The sequence below is a fragment of the Microbacterium sp. 77mftsu3.1 genome (assembly GCF_900100525.1).
Taxonomy (GTDB): domain Bacteria; phylum Actinomycetota; class Actinomycetes; order Actinomycetales; family Microbacteriaceae; genus Microbacterium; species Microbacterium aquilitoris.
Genome location: NZ_FNCR01000004.1, coordinates 138,347 through 153,133, shown reverse-complemented (window position 1 = coordinate 153,133; position 14,787 = coordinate 138,347). Strand labels below are relative to the sequence as shown.

15 protein-coding genes are annotated in these 14,787 nt (G+C 69.6%); 13 read left to right on the top strand and 2 right to left on the bottom strand.

Annotated features, from left to right (window positions below; translation table 11 throughout):
* Nucleotides 1-32 precede the first annotated feature (32 nt).
* Nucleotides 33-668, top strand: a complete 636-nt coding sequence (serB, locus tag BLR68_RS11530) for a phosphoserine phosphatase SerB (protein ID WP_018186535.1) — start codon at nt 33-35, stop codon at nt 666-668.
* A gap of 40 nt (nt 669-708) precedes the next feature.
* Nucleotides 709-1,392: an alpha/beta fold hydrolase gene (locus tag BLR68_RS11525; protein ID WP_018186534.1), complete on the top strand. Its 684-nt coding sequence runs from the start codon at nt 709-711 to the stop codon at nt 1,390-1,392.
* A 6-nt stretch (nt 1,393-1,398) separates the two neighbouring features.
* On the opposite strand, the gene fabG is transcribed toward BLR68_RS11525, so the two are convergent.
* Nucleotides 1,399-2,109, bottom strand: a complete 711-nt coding sequence (gene fabG / locus BLR68_RS11520) for a 3-oxoacyl-ACP reductase FabG (RefSeq protein WP_018186533.1) — start codon at nt 2,107-2,109, stop codon at nt 1,399-1,401.
* Between the two features lie 91 nt (nt 2,110-2,200).
* Between fabG and BLR68_RS11515 the strand changes: the two genes are divergently transcribed.
* Genes BLR68_RS11515 through BLR68_RS11500 form a run of 4 tightly spaced genes read left to right on the top strand, consistent with a single transcriptional unit; the run spans nt 2,201 to nt 4,132 of the window.
* Nucleotides 2,201-2,728 carry a DUF4190 domain-containing protein gene (locus BLR68_RS11515; RefSeq protein ID WP_018186532.1) on the top strand — a complete coding sequence of 176 codons (528 nt, stop codon included), beginning with the start codon at nt 2,201-2,203 and terminating at the stop codon, nt 2,726-2,728.
* Entirely contained in the window at nt 2,611-3,102 is a 492-nt protein-coding gene (locus BLR68_RS11510; protein ID WP_256335381.1) for a DUF3099 domain-containing protein, read from the top strand. Before BLR68_RS11515 ends, BLR68_RS11510 begins: the two co-directional genes overlap by 118 nt.
* Entirely contained in the window at nt 3,099-3,302 is a 204-nt protein-coding gene (locus BLR68_RS11505; protein ID WP_018186530.1) for a hypothetical protein, read from the top strand. The genes BLR68_RS11510 and BLR68_RS11505 overlap by 4 nt, the downstream gene beginning before the upstream one ends.
* A complete protein-coding gene (locus tag BLR68_RS11500; protein ID WP_018186529.1) occupies nt 3,299-4,132 on the top strand; it encodes an SURF1 family cytochrome oxidase biogenesis protein in 834 nt (277 codons plus the stop codon). Before BLR68_RS11505 ends, BLR68_RS11500 begins: the two co-directional genes overlap by 4 nt.
* A gap of 25 nt (nt 4,133-4,157) precedes the next feature.
* Here the strand turns inward: BLR68_RS11500 and BLR68_RS11495 are convergent, their stop codons facing one another.
* The gene (locus tag BLR68_RS11495; protein WP_026302832.1) at nt 4,158-5,756 is read right to left on the bottom strand and encodes an ABC-F family ATP-binding cassette domain-containing protein; all 1,599 of its coding nucleotides are present in this window, start codon (nt 5,754-5,756) and stop codon (nt 4,158-4,160) included.
* Nucleotides 5,757-5,945: 189 nt separating this feature from the next.
* Here BLR68_RS11495 and BLR68_RS11490 point away from each other — a divergent pair, with 189 nt between their 5' ends.
* The 7 genes from BLR68_RS11490 to BLR68_RS11460 all read left to right on the top strand — a co-directional run bounded on the left by BLR68_RS11490 (nt 5,946) and on the right by BLR68_RS11460 (nt 14,787).
* On the top strand, nt 5,946-7,268 hold the full coding sequence (locus BLR68_RS11490) for an alpha/beta hydrolase (protein ID WP_018186527.1): 1,323 nt from the start codon (nt 5,946-5,948) through the stop codon (nt 7,266-7,268).
* The gene (locus tag BLR68_RS11485) at nt 7,265-9,823 is read left to right on the top strand and encodes a bifunctional lysylphosphatidylglycerol flippase/synthetase MprF (protein ID WP_018186526.1); all 2,559 of its coding nucleotides are present in this window, start codon (nt 7,265-7,267) and stop codon (nt 9,821-9,823) included. Before BLR68_RS11490 ends, BLR68_RS11485 begins: the two co-directional genes overlap by 4 nt.
* Before the next feature lie 72 nt (nt 9,824-9,895).
* Nucleotides 9,896-10,933, top strand: a complete 1,038-nt coding sequence (locus tag BLR68_RS11480) for an iron-siderophore ABC transporter substrate-binding protein (protein WP_018186525.1) — start codon at nt 9,896-9,898, stop codon at nt 10,931-10,933.
* Nucleotides 10,934-10,952: 19 nt separating this feature from the next.
* Nucleotides 10,953-11,999 carry a FecCD family ABC transporter permease gene (locus BLR68_RS11475; RefSeq protein ID WP_026302831.1) on the top strand — a complete coding sequence of 349 codons (1,047 nt, stop codon included), beginning with the start codon at nt 10,953-10,955 and terminating at the stop codon, nt 11,997-11,999.
* Nucleotides 11,996-13,045, top strand: coding sequence for a FecCD family ABC transporter permease (locus BLR68_RS11470; RefSeq protein ID WP_018186523.1), 1,050 nt, complete (start codon nt 11,996-11,998; stop codon nt 13,043-13,045). Before BLR68_RS11475 ends, BLR68_RS11470 begins: the two co-directional genes overlap by 4 nt.
* Nucleotides 13,042-13,866, top strand: a complete 825-nt coding sequence (locus BLR68_RS11465) for an ABC transporter ATP-binding protein (protein WP_018186522.1) — start codon at nt 13,042-13,044, stop codon at nt 13,864-13,866. Before BLR68_RS11470 ends, BLR68_RS11465 begins: the two co-directional genes overlap by 4 nt.
* Before the next feature lie 15 nt (nt 13,867-13,881).
* Nucleotides 13,882-14,787 (top strand): siderophore-interacting protein, encoded by a 906-nt coding sequence (locus BLR68_RS11460; protein WP_018186521.1) that lies wholly within the window; start codon nt 13,882-13,884, stop codon nt 14,785-14,787.

Below are 14,787 nucleotides of genomic sequence, written 5' to 3'. Positions count from 1 at the left end.
CGCGACGGCGTCGGAGCCGATAGCGTGGTCGGGTGCCTGACGCCCGGTTCCTCGTCGTGTTCGACGCCGACTCCACGATCATCCGCAACGAGGTCATCGAGCTCATCGCCGATGAAGCCGGCCGCGGCGCCGAGGTCGCCGCGGCGACCGAAGCGGCGATGCGGGGCGAGGTCGACTTCGCGACGAGCCTGCGCTCGCGCGTGGGCGAACTCGCGGGCGTCCCGATCGCGTCGTTCGAGCGAGTGCTCTCCCGTATCGAGCCCACCCCGGGCGTCCGCGAGCTGATCGCGGCGATCCATGAGCGCGGCGGCGTCGCCGCGGTCGTCTCGGGCGGTTTCCACGAGATCCTCGACACGGTCGCTCCTGACCTCGGTGTCGACGTGTGGCGGGCGAACCGCCTCGCGGTGGGCGACGGCATCCTCACCGGCTCCGTCGACGGCGACATCGTCGACGCCGCGGCGAAGGCCTCGGCGCTGCGCGAATGGGCGGACGCCTACGGTGTGCACCCGTCCGCGACGATCGCGGTGGGTGACGGGGCGAACGACCTCATGATGATGGATGCCGCCGGCCTCGGCATCGCCTTCAACGCGAAACCCGCCGTACGCCTGCGCGCCGACCTCGTCGCCGGGCGGGTCGATCTGGCGGAACTCATCCCCCTGCTCCCCTGACCCCGTGCGGGATGTCGGGGGCGCGGCTTACCCTGCCGACATGGACATCATCCTGATCCCCGGCCTCTGGCTGACAGCCTCCTCCTGGGACGACGTCGTCCCCGCCCTCCGCGACGCGGGGCACACGCCGCATCCGCTGACCCTCCCGGGCGTGGGCGCCCCCGAGTCCGACATCGGCCTCGCCGACTGGGTCGACGCGGTCGTCGCCGAGGTCGACAGCATCGACGGACCCTTGGTCCTCGTGGGCCACAGCGGAGGCGGCAACGTCGCATGGGCCGCCGCCGAGCAGCGCGCCGACCGCATCCGGCGGGTCGTCCTGGTCGACACGACGCCTCCCCCACCCGGAGCCGAGATCTCGGAGTTCCCCGTCGTGGACGGGGTGATCCCCTTTCCGGGGTGGGACTTCTTCGACGCCGAGGACACCGCGGACCTCGACGAGCAGACACGCGCCCGCACGGCGCCGATGGCGGCATCCGTCCCCCGACGCGTGCCGACCGACCCCGTCGTGATGGAGGGCACCGAGCGTCACCGCGTGCCGGTGACGATGCTCATGGGATCCATGGACGATGAGACGTTCCGTCGGGTCGTCACGGCGTGGGGCGATTTCGCCGCGGAGTTCGCCGCGATCGAGGACGCCGAGATCGTCCGGCTCGGCACCGGACACTGGCCGCAGTTCTCGGCGCCGGCCGAACTGTCGCGGCGGATCGTCGACGCGGTGCGCTGACGCGGGTCAGTGCCCCATGCCGAGACCACCGTCGACGGGGATGACGGCGCCGGAGATGTACGCCGCGTCGTCCGACGCCAGCCACACGACGGCCGCAGCGACCTCGTCGGCGGCACCGAATCGGCCCGCCGGGATGCTCTTCTTGTAGTCGGCCTGCGTCTCGTCGGGGAGCGCCGCCGTCATGTCCGTCTCGATGAACCCGGGGGCGACGACGTTCGCGGTGATGCCCCGCGAACCCAGCTCGCGGGTGAGCGAACGGGCGAAGCCGACGAGGGCGCTCTTCGAAGACGAGTAGTTGATCTGCCCGGCGGAGCCGTAGAGGCCGACGACCGAGGAGATGAGAATGACGCGACCCCACTTGGCCCGCAGCATGCCCTTCGCGGCACGCTTGACGACGCGGAAGGCGCCGCCCAGGTTGGTCGAGACGACCGAGTCGAAGTCGTCCTCGGTCATGCGGAGCAGCAGGGTGTCCTTCGTGATGCCGGCATTCGCGACGACCACCTCGACGGGCCCCAGCTTCTGCTCGACCTCGGTGTAGGCGGCATCCAGCGAGGCGGCGTCGGTGACGTCCGCACGGACCGTCAGTGTGCCTTCGGGCCCCTCTCCGGAGCGCGCGGTGACCGCGACGGCGAACCCCTCCGCGACGAACCGCTCGGCGATCGCGCGGCCGATGCCGCGGTTGCCTCCAGTGACCAGGACGACGCGCTCGCGGGTCATGCTTCTCCTTGCTCCAGACCGGGTGAACCGCACCAGCCTAGCGGCGCGGCCGAGCGGTAGGCTGGGGGCAACTCGCCTGAAGGAGACGGCCGTGACCGACGCCACGAACACCTCGCCGCAGCACCCGGACGTGCCGCCGACCCCGCCCGCACCGGACGCCTCCTTGCCCGCGGCGCCGCCGTACGCACCGCCCGCATATCCGCAGGCGTCCCCCTACGGCCACCCGCAGCCCACGGCCGCCCCGGCCTACGGTCAGCCGCAGTACCAGGGTCAGCAGTACCAGGGACAGCCTTATGGCCAGCCCGCGTACGGGCAGCCGGGTTACGGCTACGCGGTCGCGCCGGCCCGTCCGACGAACGTGCTGGCGATCATCTCGCTCGTGGCATCGATCGTCGGCCTGACGATCATCCCGTTCCTCGCCTCGATCCCCGGCATCATCACCGGCCACATGGCACTCAAGCAGCTCAAGACGTCCGGTGAGAACGGGCGCGGCATGGCGCTGTGGGGCACCATCCTGGGCTGGATCGGCGCCGGCTTCTGGCTGCTGCTGCTCGTGATCTGGCTGGTCGTCGTGATCGGGCTCGCTGCGACGGCATCCAGCGTCGGCCAGTATTCCTGAGGAGCCCTCCCACGTCCCGCCGCACCAAGCACGACCACACGCCCTCTGCGACATCGCTCGCCACGGCGCCCGAGGTCGATGCCCGCTCCCGCACCCGTCGCTACGTCATCATGATGACGGTCCGCGTGGCGTGCTTCATCCTGATGGTCACCGTCACGCCCTACGGCTGGCAGACCTGGATCTTCGCCGTCGGCGCCGCTGTCCTTCCGTACCTGGCTGTCGTCGTGGCGAACGTCGGGACGGGCGAGGAGGTCATCGTCGCCGAACGCCCCGCTCGCGAGATCGAAGCGACGCCCACCCGGCCCGCTCCCCCGGAAGAACCGACGGACGGCGTGATCCGCATCCAGGAGAGCCCGCCTCGGGAGGACCGATGACGTCCGCGCAGTGCTCGCGCGCGGGATGCCGGGCGGATGCCGAGTGGCAGGTCATCTGGCGCAATCCCCGCATCCACTCCCCTGATCGCCGCAAGATCTGGGTCGCCTGTCCCGACCACGTGGAGTTCCTGCGCGACTACCTCGCGTCACGGAACTTCCCCGTCGAAGTGGCCTCGCTGACCCCCTCCCCGACGTCGTGAACCGCGAGACCGCGCTCCGCTGGAGCGGATACCTGGCGATGGCGATCGTGTTCGCCGTCGCCTGCGCGTTCCTGTCCAACTGGCAGTTCTCCCGGAACGCCGAGCGCGACGCAGAACTCAGGCTCGTGGCGCAGAACTATTCGCGCGAACCGGTCCCCGTCGGAGAACTGATCCCTGACGGGAGTTCGCTCGCCCCGGACGACGAGTGGCGACCCGTCGAGATGACCGGCCAATACCTCACCGATCAGACCCTCCTCGCCCGCAACCGCCCGCACGGCGGGACGAGCGCCTTCGAGGTCCTGGTGCCGTTCCGCACCGATTCGGGACGCGTCGTCGTGGTCGACCGCGGCTGGGTGCCGCCCGGCGACGACCAGCCTGAGCCCGACAGCATCCCGGCGCCGCCGACGGGTGAGGTGACGGTCGTCGGCCGCCTGCAACCGGGCGAACGTCCCGCTCGCGAGGGACGTTCCGCTCCCGAGGGACAAGTCCCCACGATCGATCTGCAGCTGATCGGAACCGAGACCGGACAGTCCTCCGCCCTCCTCGACTCGGCCTACGTGCTCATGACGACCGAGTCGCCCGCCCCCGCGGACCGCCCGAACCCGCTCGAGGACCCGTCGGCCGATCCGGGACCGTACCTGTCCTATGCGATCCAGTGGATCCTGTTCGCCGTGATGGGATTCGCCTTCATCGGGTACATCATCCGCACCGAGATCCGTCACCGACGCGAGGACGAGGAGGCCGGACCGGATGCCCCGCCGCGCCGACCGACACAGCGACGTCGCGACCGCGACATGGAAGCCGAGGACGAACTCCTCGACGCCCGCTGACCCGCGTCGGGCCCGTCGGTAGGCGTCAGGCCAGGGTGATGAGGTCGATGTAGTCGCGGCCCCAGATGTCCTCGACCCCGTCGGGCAAGATGAGCACGCGCTCGGGGTTCAGCGCCTCGACGGCGCCCTCGTCGTGCGAGACGAGCACGACCGCACCCTCGTAGTGCGCGAGCGCCCCGAGGATCTCCTCACGGGATGCCGGATCGAGGTTGTTCGTGGGCTCGTCGAGCAGCAGCATGTTGGCCGACGAGACGACGAGCGTCGCCAGCGACAGTCGCGTCTTCTCGCCGCCGGAGAGGACGCCCGCGGGCTTGAGGACGTCGTCGCCGGTGAACAGGAACGATCCGAGTACCTTGCGAGCCTCGGTCGCGGTGATGTCCGGCGCGGCCGACATCATGTTCTCGAGGACCGACCGCCCGACGTCGAGGTTCTCGTGCTCCTGCGCGTAGTACCCGATCTTCAGGCCGTGGCCGGGTTCGATGATGCCGGTGTCCGCCTTGTCGACGCCCGCGAGGATTCTCAGGAGGGTCGTCTTGCCGGCACCGTTCAGCCCCAGCACGACGACGCGGGACCCGCGGTCGATCGCGAGGTCGACCCCGGCGAAGATCTCCAGCGAGCCGTACGACTTCGACAGATTCTTGGCCATGAGCGGCGTCTTGCCGCACGGTGCGGGCTTGGGGAACCGCAGCTTGGCGACGCGGTCGTCCTGACGGACGTCGTCGAGGCCGGCCAGGAGCTTCTCGGCGCGGGCGACCATCTGGTGGGCGGCCGCGGCCTTGCTCGCCTTGGCGCCGAACCGGGCGGCCTGCTGCTGGAGAGCAGTGGCCTTCTTCTCGGCGTTGGCGCGCTCTTTGCGACGCCGTTCCTCATCAGCGGCGCGCTGACGGAGGTAGTTCTTCCAGTTCATGTTGTAGACGTCGATGACCTGGCGCATCGCGTCGAGGTAGAACACGCGGTTGACCGTCTCGCCCACGAGTTCGATGTCGTGGCTGATCACGATCAGCCCGCCCTTGTACCCCTTGAGGAACTCGCGGAGCCACACGACACTGTCGGCATCGAGGTGGTTCGTCGGCTCGTCGAGGATCATCGTCTGCGCGTCGGAGAACAGGATGCGGGCGAGTTCGATGCGGCGCCGCTGACCGCCGGACAGCGTCTTGAGGGGCTGGTCGAGGATGCGGTCCGGGAGCGAGAGGTTGTGCGCGATCGACGCCGCCTCGGCCTCCGCCGCGTATCCGCCGAGGGCTTCGAACCGCTCGGTGAGCGAACCGTACTTCCGCATGGCGCGGTCGGCGACAGCGGCATCCGTCGACGCCATGCCTTCGGCGGCCTCGCGCATACCGATCACGAGGGAACCCAGCCCTCGGGCGTCGAGGATGCGGGTGCGGGCGAGCATCTCGGGGTCCCCGGTGCGCGGATCCTGCGGCAGGTAGCCGAGTTCACCGGTGCGGTCCACTCTGCCGTCGGCCGGCATGAGGTCACCCGCGAGCACCTTGGTCAGCGTCGTCTTCCCTGCACCGTTGCGACCGACGAGACCGATCTTGTCGCCGGGCGACACGCGGAACGACACGTCCGACATGAGCGTGCGTGCACCGACGCGGATCTCGAGATCGTGCACGGCGAGCACAGCGGACATCCGTTCTTCGGGGGAAAGCGGCCGAGTGGCCAAACCCCCAGTATACGACCGCCACCCTCCCCCGACGCTCGTCCTCTCGGGACTCCGTTCCTATGGCGCAGCTATGAACTCCCCGCGATGTGCCCGGTCCGTGACGGGTTGGGCGGACGTCGGAACCAGACTGGGCGGGTAAGGAGCTCCATGAACGTTCTGCTGGACGTCGACATCACCGACGGTCCCGTCGTGGTCCTCGTCTACCTCCTGGCGGCTGCCTCCTTCGTCACGTTGGTGGCACGAAGGCCCTCGGCCCGCTGGCGGCGGCGGCCCTGGCTCGCGACGGCAGCCATCTCGGCGCTCCTCGGCGGGATGATCGGGTGGGGTCTCACGTGGCTGCTGTCCGATCGCCTCGATCTCTTCGACGCAGACCTGACGCCGGTCGTCCGCGGGTGGGTCATCGCGTGCTCCGGCGCCCTCGGCGTCGCCCTCGCATCGCTCTGGCGCCCGACCTGGCCGCGGGCGATCTCGAGCGCCGCCGCCGCGGCTCTGTTCGTGGGGACGGCCGCGATGGGTGTGAACATCGACTTCGGCCAGTATCCGACGATCGGCAGCTCCCTCGGTATCACCTCGATCGACGAGGGGTTGCCTCCCCTGGCCACCGCCGGCGAGGACGCACCGTCGATCGCGTCCTGGCAGGAGCCGGAAGGGATGCCGGAGCGCGGCCGGCTCGCCTCCGTCGAGATCCCCGCCACGGTGTCCGGGTTCGTCGCCCGCCCGGCGGTGGTCTACCTGCCCCCCGCGGCACTGGTGCGGCATCCCCCGCGCCTGCCTGTCCTCATCGTGATGTCGGGTCAGCCCGGCTCCCCCTCCGACCCTCTCCTCACCGATCACCTCCGCGACCATCTCGATGCCTATGCGGCTGCCCATCGCGGGCTGGCGCCGATCGTCGTGTCGCCGGACCAGCTCGGCTCGCCGGGCACCAATCCCCTGTGCATCGACTCGACGCGCGCCGGCAACTCGGCGACCTATCTGACGGTGGACGTGCCCCGCTGGATCCGCGCGCACCTGCCGGTCACGCTCGCCGCCGGCTCGTGGGGCGTGGGCGGTCTCTCGCAGGGCGGGACGTGCGCGAGCCAGCTCGGCGCGGAGCACCCCGAGCTCTTCGACGCGATCCTCGACGCCTCCGGCCAGCTGCATCCGTCCCTCGGACCCGACGAGAAGACCATCGCGGAGGGCTTCGGCGGAGACGCCGGCGCGTTCGCGGCCGCCGCCCCATCGGCCATCATGGCTGCGCACGCTCCCTACGCCGACACGATCGCCGTCTTCGGCGTCGGCGCACGGGACACCCGCTTCCGCCCGGGTATCCGAACCCTGGTCTCGGACGCGCGAGCGGCGAGCATGGAGACCCACTTCATCGAGGTGCCGGACACGGCGCACGACTCCCATGCCTGGAGCGCGATCCTCTCGCGCGGTCTGGTCCTGATCGCCGACCACTGGGGATTCGATCACCAGGGACTCGACCGATGACGGCGGCGGAGCCCGCGGCATCCGCGTTCACCGACCGGTGCCGCACCGCGGGTCGCAGCGCAGCACGCCTGGCCCGATCCGTCCCCGTCACCTGGGCGATCGCCGCGGTCGTCACCCTCGCCAGCGTCTACCGCTTCACACGGCCGGCCGGCGACTTCCGCCGCACGCTCGATGCGATCGCGTCGACCGGGTTCGACACCGTCCTGCTCAACCACGACTGGCTCTCGGTGTTCACCGCCGTCTTCTTCGTCCCGAAGCCCGGCGGCCTGTTCCTCACCCTTCTCGCGGTGATCGTCGGGATCGGGTGGAGCGAACGCCGGATGGGGCATGTCCGCACCCTCGCGGTGTTCGCCGCGGTCACGGTGCTCGGGATAGCCCTTGGCCTGTCCGCGCAGGCGCTCGGGCTCGCATCCAACCTGTACGGCGCGCAGGCGACCCGCGGGCATCACGTGTTCGACCCGACGATCGCGGTGGCCGGCACCATGATGGCGGCGAGCGCCTTCGCCCGTCCTCTCCTGCGCCGACGGGTGCGGATCATCGGGTTCGCCGTCCTGTCGGTGCTGGTCCTGTACGCGGGCGCGCCGGCCGACCAGTACCGGCTGGGCGCTGGCGTCGCCGGCGTCCTCGCCGGTCTCCTGCTGACTCACCGTCGCCCCGAGATCAAACGGCCTCGCGCGACCCGCCGCGAGGCGCGCACGCTCCTCTCGGCGGTCGTCGCCGTGACGGCGCTCGGTCCGCTGGTATCGATCCTCGCGCCGCACAGCATCGGCGTCCTGAACCCGCTGGGCTCGCTGTTCCGCGACCCGCTCCGCGATCCCACGTTCGTGGCGGCGCGCTGCGAGACGGGCGATGTCACCCGTCAGTGCCTGGATGCCGTCGCGCTGACCCGCCTGGACGGACCGGGTGCTGTGCTCGTCACCCTGCTTCCGTTGGTCGCCCTACTGCTCGCCGCGCGCGGCATCCATCGCGGCCGCCGCGTCGGGCTCTACCTCGCGATCGGCCTCAACATCCTGATGGCCGTCATCGCGGCGGTCTACTACGGATTCCTCCCTCTCGTCGCGACCGGCCAGTACACACGGTTCCAGTCGACGGCCGCCGAGCAGTTCGGCGCCTTCGATCTGGTCGCCACCCTGGTTCCGGCGGGCATCGCGATCATGCTGATGGTCGCTCGGCCGCTCTTCCCCACGAGGGACGCCGGACGCGTGGCCGTGAAGTTCGTCGGGCTGGCATTGCTCGCGTTCGTCGGAACCGCTACCGCCTACCTCGTCGTCGCGTGGATCGTCCGCGATCAGTTCTCCCCGACTGCGTCGGTGAGCGCCCTCATCCTCGATCTTCCGGAGCACTTCATCCCGGTCGGTTTCCTGGCCTTCGAGCCGGTGGACATGATCGCGACCGGTCCTGTGGCGATCGCCGCGTCGCAGTGGGTCGGTCCGCTCTTCTGGATCGTCCTCATCGTCATCGCGCACCGCGGGATGCAGAGCGGGTCCCCGCTCGACACGGCTCGAGGTCCTGCTCTCGCCCGCATCTCGACGCTGCTGCGAGCGGGGTCGCCGAGCACACTGTCGTGGATGACGACGTGGGAGGGGAACGAGTACTGGTTCGCACCCGGCGGCGGCGCAGTCGCGTACCGCGTGATCAACGACGTGGCCATCACCACCGGCGACCCGATCGCTCCGACGGGCGAGGGCGCCGCCGTCGCGGAAGCCTTCGCACGGCACTGCGCCCACCACGGGTGGACGGTCGCCTTCTATTCGGTCACGGACGAGCTCCGCGCAGGGCTGAGCGAGCGGGGGTACAACTCGATCGCCGTCGCGGAGGAGACGGTCATCCATCCCGCGGGCTGGTCGTTGCAGGGCGGAAAGATGAAGGACATCCGTACCGCCATCAATCGTGCGGAGAAAGAGGGACTGTCTGCGTCGTGGGTGCGCTTCGGCGATCTGGCACCGCGCCAGGCCGCGCAGGTCCGGGATATCTCAGAGATGTGGGTCGCTGAACGGGACCTCCCCGAGATGGGGTTCACGCTCGGCGGCATCGACGAACTGCTGGACGACGCCGTCATGCTCATGGTCGCCGTCGACGCTGAGGGACGCGTCCACGCCGTGACGAGCTGGCTGCCCAGCTTCAGCGACGGGCGGGTGCGCGGGTGGACGCTCGATTTCATGCGCCGGGCACCGGACAGCATGAACGGCGTCATGGAGTTCCTCATCGCGCGGACGATCCTCCGGGCCGGCGACGACGGACTCGACTTCGTCAGCCTGTCGGGAGCTCCCCTCGCGGTGGATGTGGATCCGGACGGCCAGTCGGCCTCCTTGCGCGCCATCCTGGCGGTTCTCAGCCGATCGCTGGAACCTGTCTACGGTTTCCGATCGCTCCTCCGGTTCAAGACGAAGTTCCGGCCGGAGTTCCGCCGACTGCACCTGGTGTACGCGGACTCGCTCGCACTTCCCGCCATCGGACTGGCACTGGCCCGCGCGTACCTGCCCACCCTCACGGCCCGGCAAGCGGTGCGAGCGTTCGGTCGGCGGACGACGCCGAGAGTCGCCTCTGACAGGTGACCTCTGGTTTCCGGAGCCGTCCGGCTCGGGGTAAGGTTAGGCGACCCTAATCATTCCCCTCAGGAGACCTCCGTGCCTCGCATCCGCACTGCCCTCGCCCTCGCCGCAGCATCCGTCCTCGTTCTGACCGGGTGCGCGACCAACGCCGCGCCGGCCGCGGGTGGTGGCTCATCGTCTGCAGCTGCCGGCGACGCATTCCCCGTCACCATCGAGAACGCGTTCGGTAAGACCACCATCGCGAAGAAGCCCGAGCGCGTCGCCACGGTGGCGTGGGGCAACCAGGAAGCAGCCCTCGCCCTGGGCGTCGTTCCGGTGGGAATGCCCAAGGTGACGTGGGGCGATGACGACGGCGACGGTGTCCTGCCCTGGGTGGAGGACAAGCTCACGGAGCTCGGTGCCAAGACGCCCACGCTGTTCGACGAGGCGCAGGGCATCGACTTCGAAGGAGTCGCCGACTCCCGACCCGATGTCATCCTCGCCGCGTACTCGGGGCTGACCCAGGCGGACTACGACAAGCTCAGCAAGATCGCGCCCGTCGTCGCCTACCCGGAGGTCGCGTGGGGCACCACGTGGCAGGACATGACGATCACCAACGGCACCGCGCTGGGGCTGAAGACGCAGGCGGAAGACCTCGTGTCGACGCTGACGAAGACCCTCGACGACGAGGTGGCGAAGTACCCGGAGATCGCCGGCAAGAAGGCGATGTTCAGCTCTTTCGACCCGAGCAACCTCAGCCAGATCGGCTTCTACACGCTCGAAGACCCCCGCGCGAAGTTCCTGAAGGATCTCGGCACCGTGCCCCCGAAGACCGTCGAGGAGCAGTCGAAGACCTCGAAGGAGTTCTGGATCGTCAACAGCACGGAGGACATCGAGCGGTTCAGTGACCTGCAGGTGCTCGTGACGTACGGGGACGACTCGACGCTGGCCGCCATGCAGGCGGACCCGCTGCTGTCCCGCATCCCCGCCGTGAAGAACGGGGCCGTCGTCGTCCTGCCGTCGGTGAACGACCCGCTCGCGGCAGCAGCCAACCCGACCCCGCTCTCGATCACCGACCCCCACACCGCGGACTTCGTCAAGATGCTCGGTGAGGCGGCGAAGAAGGCTTCCTGAGCCCTTCCGATCCATCGACGTGTCCACTACTCTCGCTCCCGCCGCCACCGCGGTCCCGTCCCTGCGACGGCGACCGCGGCGTCGGCGTGTGATCTGGCTGGTCGCACTCATCGCCTTCGTGGCTGTGGCTGCAGTCCTGTCCGTGACGCTGGGGGCGAGATCCGTGGAAATCAACGACATCTGGGCAGGGTTGTCCGGGAACGTCGACACGGCATCCGCCGCCGCCGTCGCGAAGCGCGTGCCGCGGACGATCCTCGCCCTGCTCATCGGGGCGGCGCTCGCCGTGGCAGGGACCGTCATGCAGGGTGTGACGCGAAACCCCCTCGCGGACCCGCAGATCCTCGGGATCAACGGCGGCGCCTCTCTCGCCGTCGTCGTCGGGCTCGCCTTCTTCGGGATCACGGATGCCTTCGGTTACATCTGGCTCGCCATGCTCGGCGCTGCCGTCGCCGCCGTGTTCGTCTACACGGTGGGTTCGCTCGGCCGGGGCGGCGCCAGCCCGCTGAAACTCGCGCTGGCGGGCGCCGCGACCGCGGTCGCCTTCACCTCGCTGATCAGCGCGATCCTGCTCCCCCGCATCGACGTCATGAGCGTCTTCCGTTTCTGGCAGATCGGCGGAGTCGGCGGAGCATCCCCCGACAAGATCCTCCTCGTCCTCCCGTTCCTCATCGTCGGCGCAGCGATCTGCTTCGCTTCCGCCGGCGGCCTCAACTCCCTGGCACTCGGCGACGACCTCGCCGCGGGCCTCGGCGAGCGGGTGCAGACGGCGCGGCTCCTGGCCGCGCTCGGAGCCGTCATCCTCTGCGGAGCGGCGACCGCCGTCGCCGGCCCCATCGGGTTCGTCGGCCTCATCGTCCCGCACGTCTGCCGGCTTCTCGTCGGCCCCGATCACCGGTGGCTCCTGCCTATCTCGGCGCTCGTCGGTGGCGGCCTCCTCACCGTCGCGGACGTCGTCGGTCGTGTGATCGCCCCGCCGCAGGAAGTCGAGGTCGGTGTGGTCACCGCGCTCATCGGCGCCCCGTTCTTCATCGCCATCGTGCGTCGACAGAAGATGCGTGCACTGTGACCGCGGCATCCGTTCAGCAGTCGACGCTCGACCTCGTCTCGCGAGGTCGAGCACGCAGAGCGCGTCGACGTGTGCTCGTCACGAGCATTCTCGTGATCGCCGTCGCGGCCACCTACCTCGTTTCGCTGATGGTGGGTCAGAGCTTCTACTCCCCCGCCGAGGTCTGGGGCGTCATCACCGGGCAGCTCGTTCCCGGCGCCTCGTTCACGGTCGGCGAGCTCCGACTCCCCCGTTCGACGGTCGGCCTGCTCGCGGGAGCCTGCTTCGGCATCGGCGGCGCGGTGTTCCAGACCATGCTCCGCAACCCGCTCGCCAGCCCCGACATCATCGGAATCAACGCGGGGGCCAGCGCCGCGGCCGTCGTCGGAATCGTGTTCCTCTCGCTCGACCAGACCCCGGTCGCGATCCTCGCCACGGTGGGTGCTCTGGTCACCGCCCTGTCCATCTACCTCCTGGCGTTCAAGGACGGCGGGGCGGGCGCGAGGTTCATCCTCATCGGGATCGGCGTCGCCGCGATCTTCAACAGCGTCGTGGCGTACGTCCTGTCGCGGGCCGCGGAGTGGGACCTCCAGGCCGCGATGCGCTGGATCACGGGCAACCTCAACGGCGCATCCTGGAACGAGGCCGTCCCTCTCGCCGTCGCCGTGGTGATCGGAGTCCCCGTCATCCTCTGGCTGTCGCGCGACCTCGAGCTGATGCGACTCGGCGACGACACCGCCGCAGCGCTCGGAGTCCCCGTCGAGCGTCGGCGCGTCATGCTCATCATCGCCGCCGTGACCCTGCTGGCGTTCGCGACCGCGGCCGCAGGACCCATCTCGTTCGTCGCCTTCCTGGCGGGCCCCATCGCGGCACGGATGCTGGGACCGGTCGGATCCCCCGTCCTCGTCGCTGGCTTGTTCGGCGCTCTCCTGGTGCTCGTCGCGGACTTCGTCGGACAGTATCTCCTCGGTCTCCGACTGCCCGTCGGCGTGGTCACCGGCGTGCTCGGCGCGCCGTACCTCATCTTCCTTCTCATCCGCAGCAGCCGCTCGGGAGGCACCCTATGACCGCCCACCGCACCCTCACCGCGGAGGGGATCTCGCTCGCCTACGGTGACCGGACGATCGTCGACACGCTGGATCTCACCGTTTCCGCAGGCAAAGTCACAGCGATCGTCGGTGCGAACGCCTGCGGCAAGTCGACACTGCTCAAGGCGATGGCGCGCCTCCTCCCCCCCAGAGCAGGTCAGGTCCTCCTCGACGGCAAGGACATCCACCGGATGCCGACCAAGCAGGTCGCCCGCGATCTCGGATTGCTGCCGCAGTCGCCGATCGCTCCCGAGGGGATCGCCGTCTCCGACCTCGTCAGTCGCGGACGTACTCCCCACCACGGGCCGCTCGCGCGCTGGACGCCGGCGGACGACAAGGCCGTGGCAGAAGCCCTCGAAGCGACCGACATCGTCGCGATCGCGGACCGTCCCGTCGATGAGCTCTCCGGCGGCCAGCGCCAGCGCGTCTGGATCGCGATGGCCCTCGCCCAGCAGACGGATGTCCTCCTGCTCGACGAGCCGACGACGTTCCTCGACGTGAGCCACCAGATCGATGTGCTCGACCTGCTGACCGACCTCAACCGGTCGCGCGGAACCACCATCGTCATGGTGCTCCACGATCTCAACCTGGCCGCACGCTACGCCGACCACCTGGTCGCGATGTCCGCCGGACGGATCTATGCTTCCGGCGCTCCTGAGCAGGTCCTGACTGCGGAGACGGTCTACGAGGTCTTCGGTCTCGACAGCCGCGTCATCCCCGACCCGCTCACCGGTCGACCGCTGGTTCTCCCCATCGGTCGACACCACGTCCCCGCGCGCCTCGACGGCGCCGTCAGCTGATACCCGGAGTGACCGATGTCCCTCAACACCATGGCCTTCTTCCGTGCACCGGTGGCGTCCGTCGCAGACGTGACCCCCAGTTTCCGCCGCTTCACCTTCAAGGACACCGCGCTCTCCGCCTACGGCGACCCGGGGTTCGACCAGCGGGTGAAGATCCTCTTCCCCACTCCGACCGCGCCGATCGACTCGATGCCCACCGGTGAGGACTGGTACGACCGGTGGCGCGCACTGCCCGACGACGCCCGTCCCGTGATGCGGACGTACACGACTCGCGCCGTGCGGAACGAGGCCAACGAGGTCGACATCGACATGGTGGCGCACAACGTCATGGGCCCTGCTTCGGCGTGGATCGCCGAGGCGAAGGCAGGCGACGAGGTGCTGATCCTCGCGCCGACGACCTCCCACACGGGCGTCAATTACGGCATCGACTTCGTCCCGCCCGCCAAGACGGAGAACATCCTCCTCGCGGGAGACGAGACCGCGGCGCCCGCGATCGCCCGCATTCTGGAGCAGCTCCCCGCCGACGCTCGCGGCGTCGTCGTCCTCGAGGTGCCGCATGCCGATGACATCGCGTATCTGCCCGCTCATCCGGGATTCGAGCTCATCACCGCGGCCCGGGCGGGCGAGGACCACCGACACGATCACCTCATCGCCGCCGTCAGCGAGGTCGCCCACCGTCTCGCACCCCGCGGTATCGGTGCGGAGGTCGAGGAGATCGACGTCGATCACGACATCCTGTGGGAGGTCCCTCGCACGGCGAAGGGTGGAGCCGCCCTGAAGAGCGCGCCGCTGTACGCGTGGCTGGCCGGCGAAGCCTCCGCCATCAAGGCACTGCGTCGCCACCTGGTGAGCGAGGTCGGCATCGACCGCCGCGCCGTCGCCTTCATGGGCTACTGGCGACTCGGACGGTCGGAGAACTGA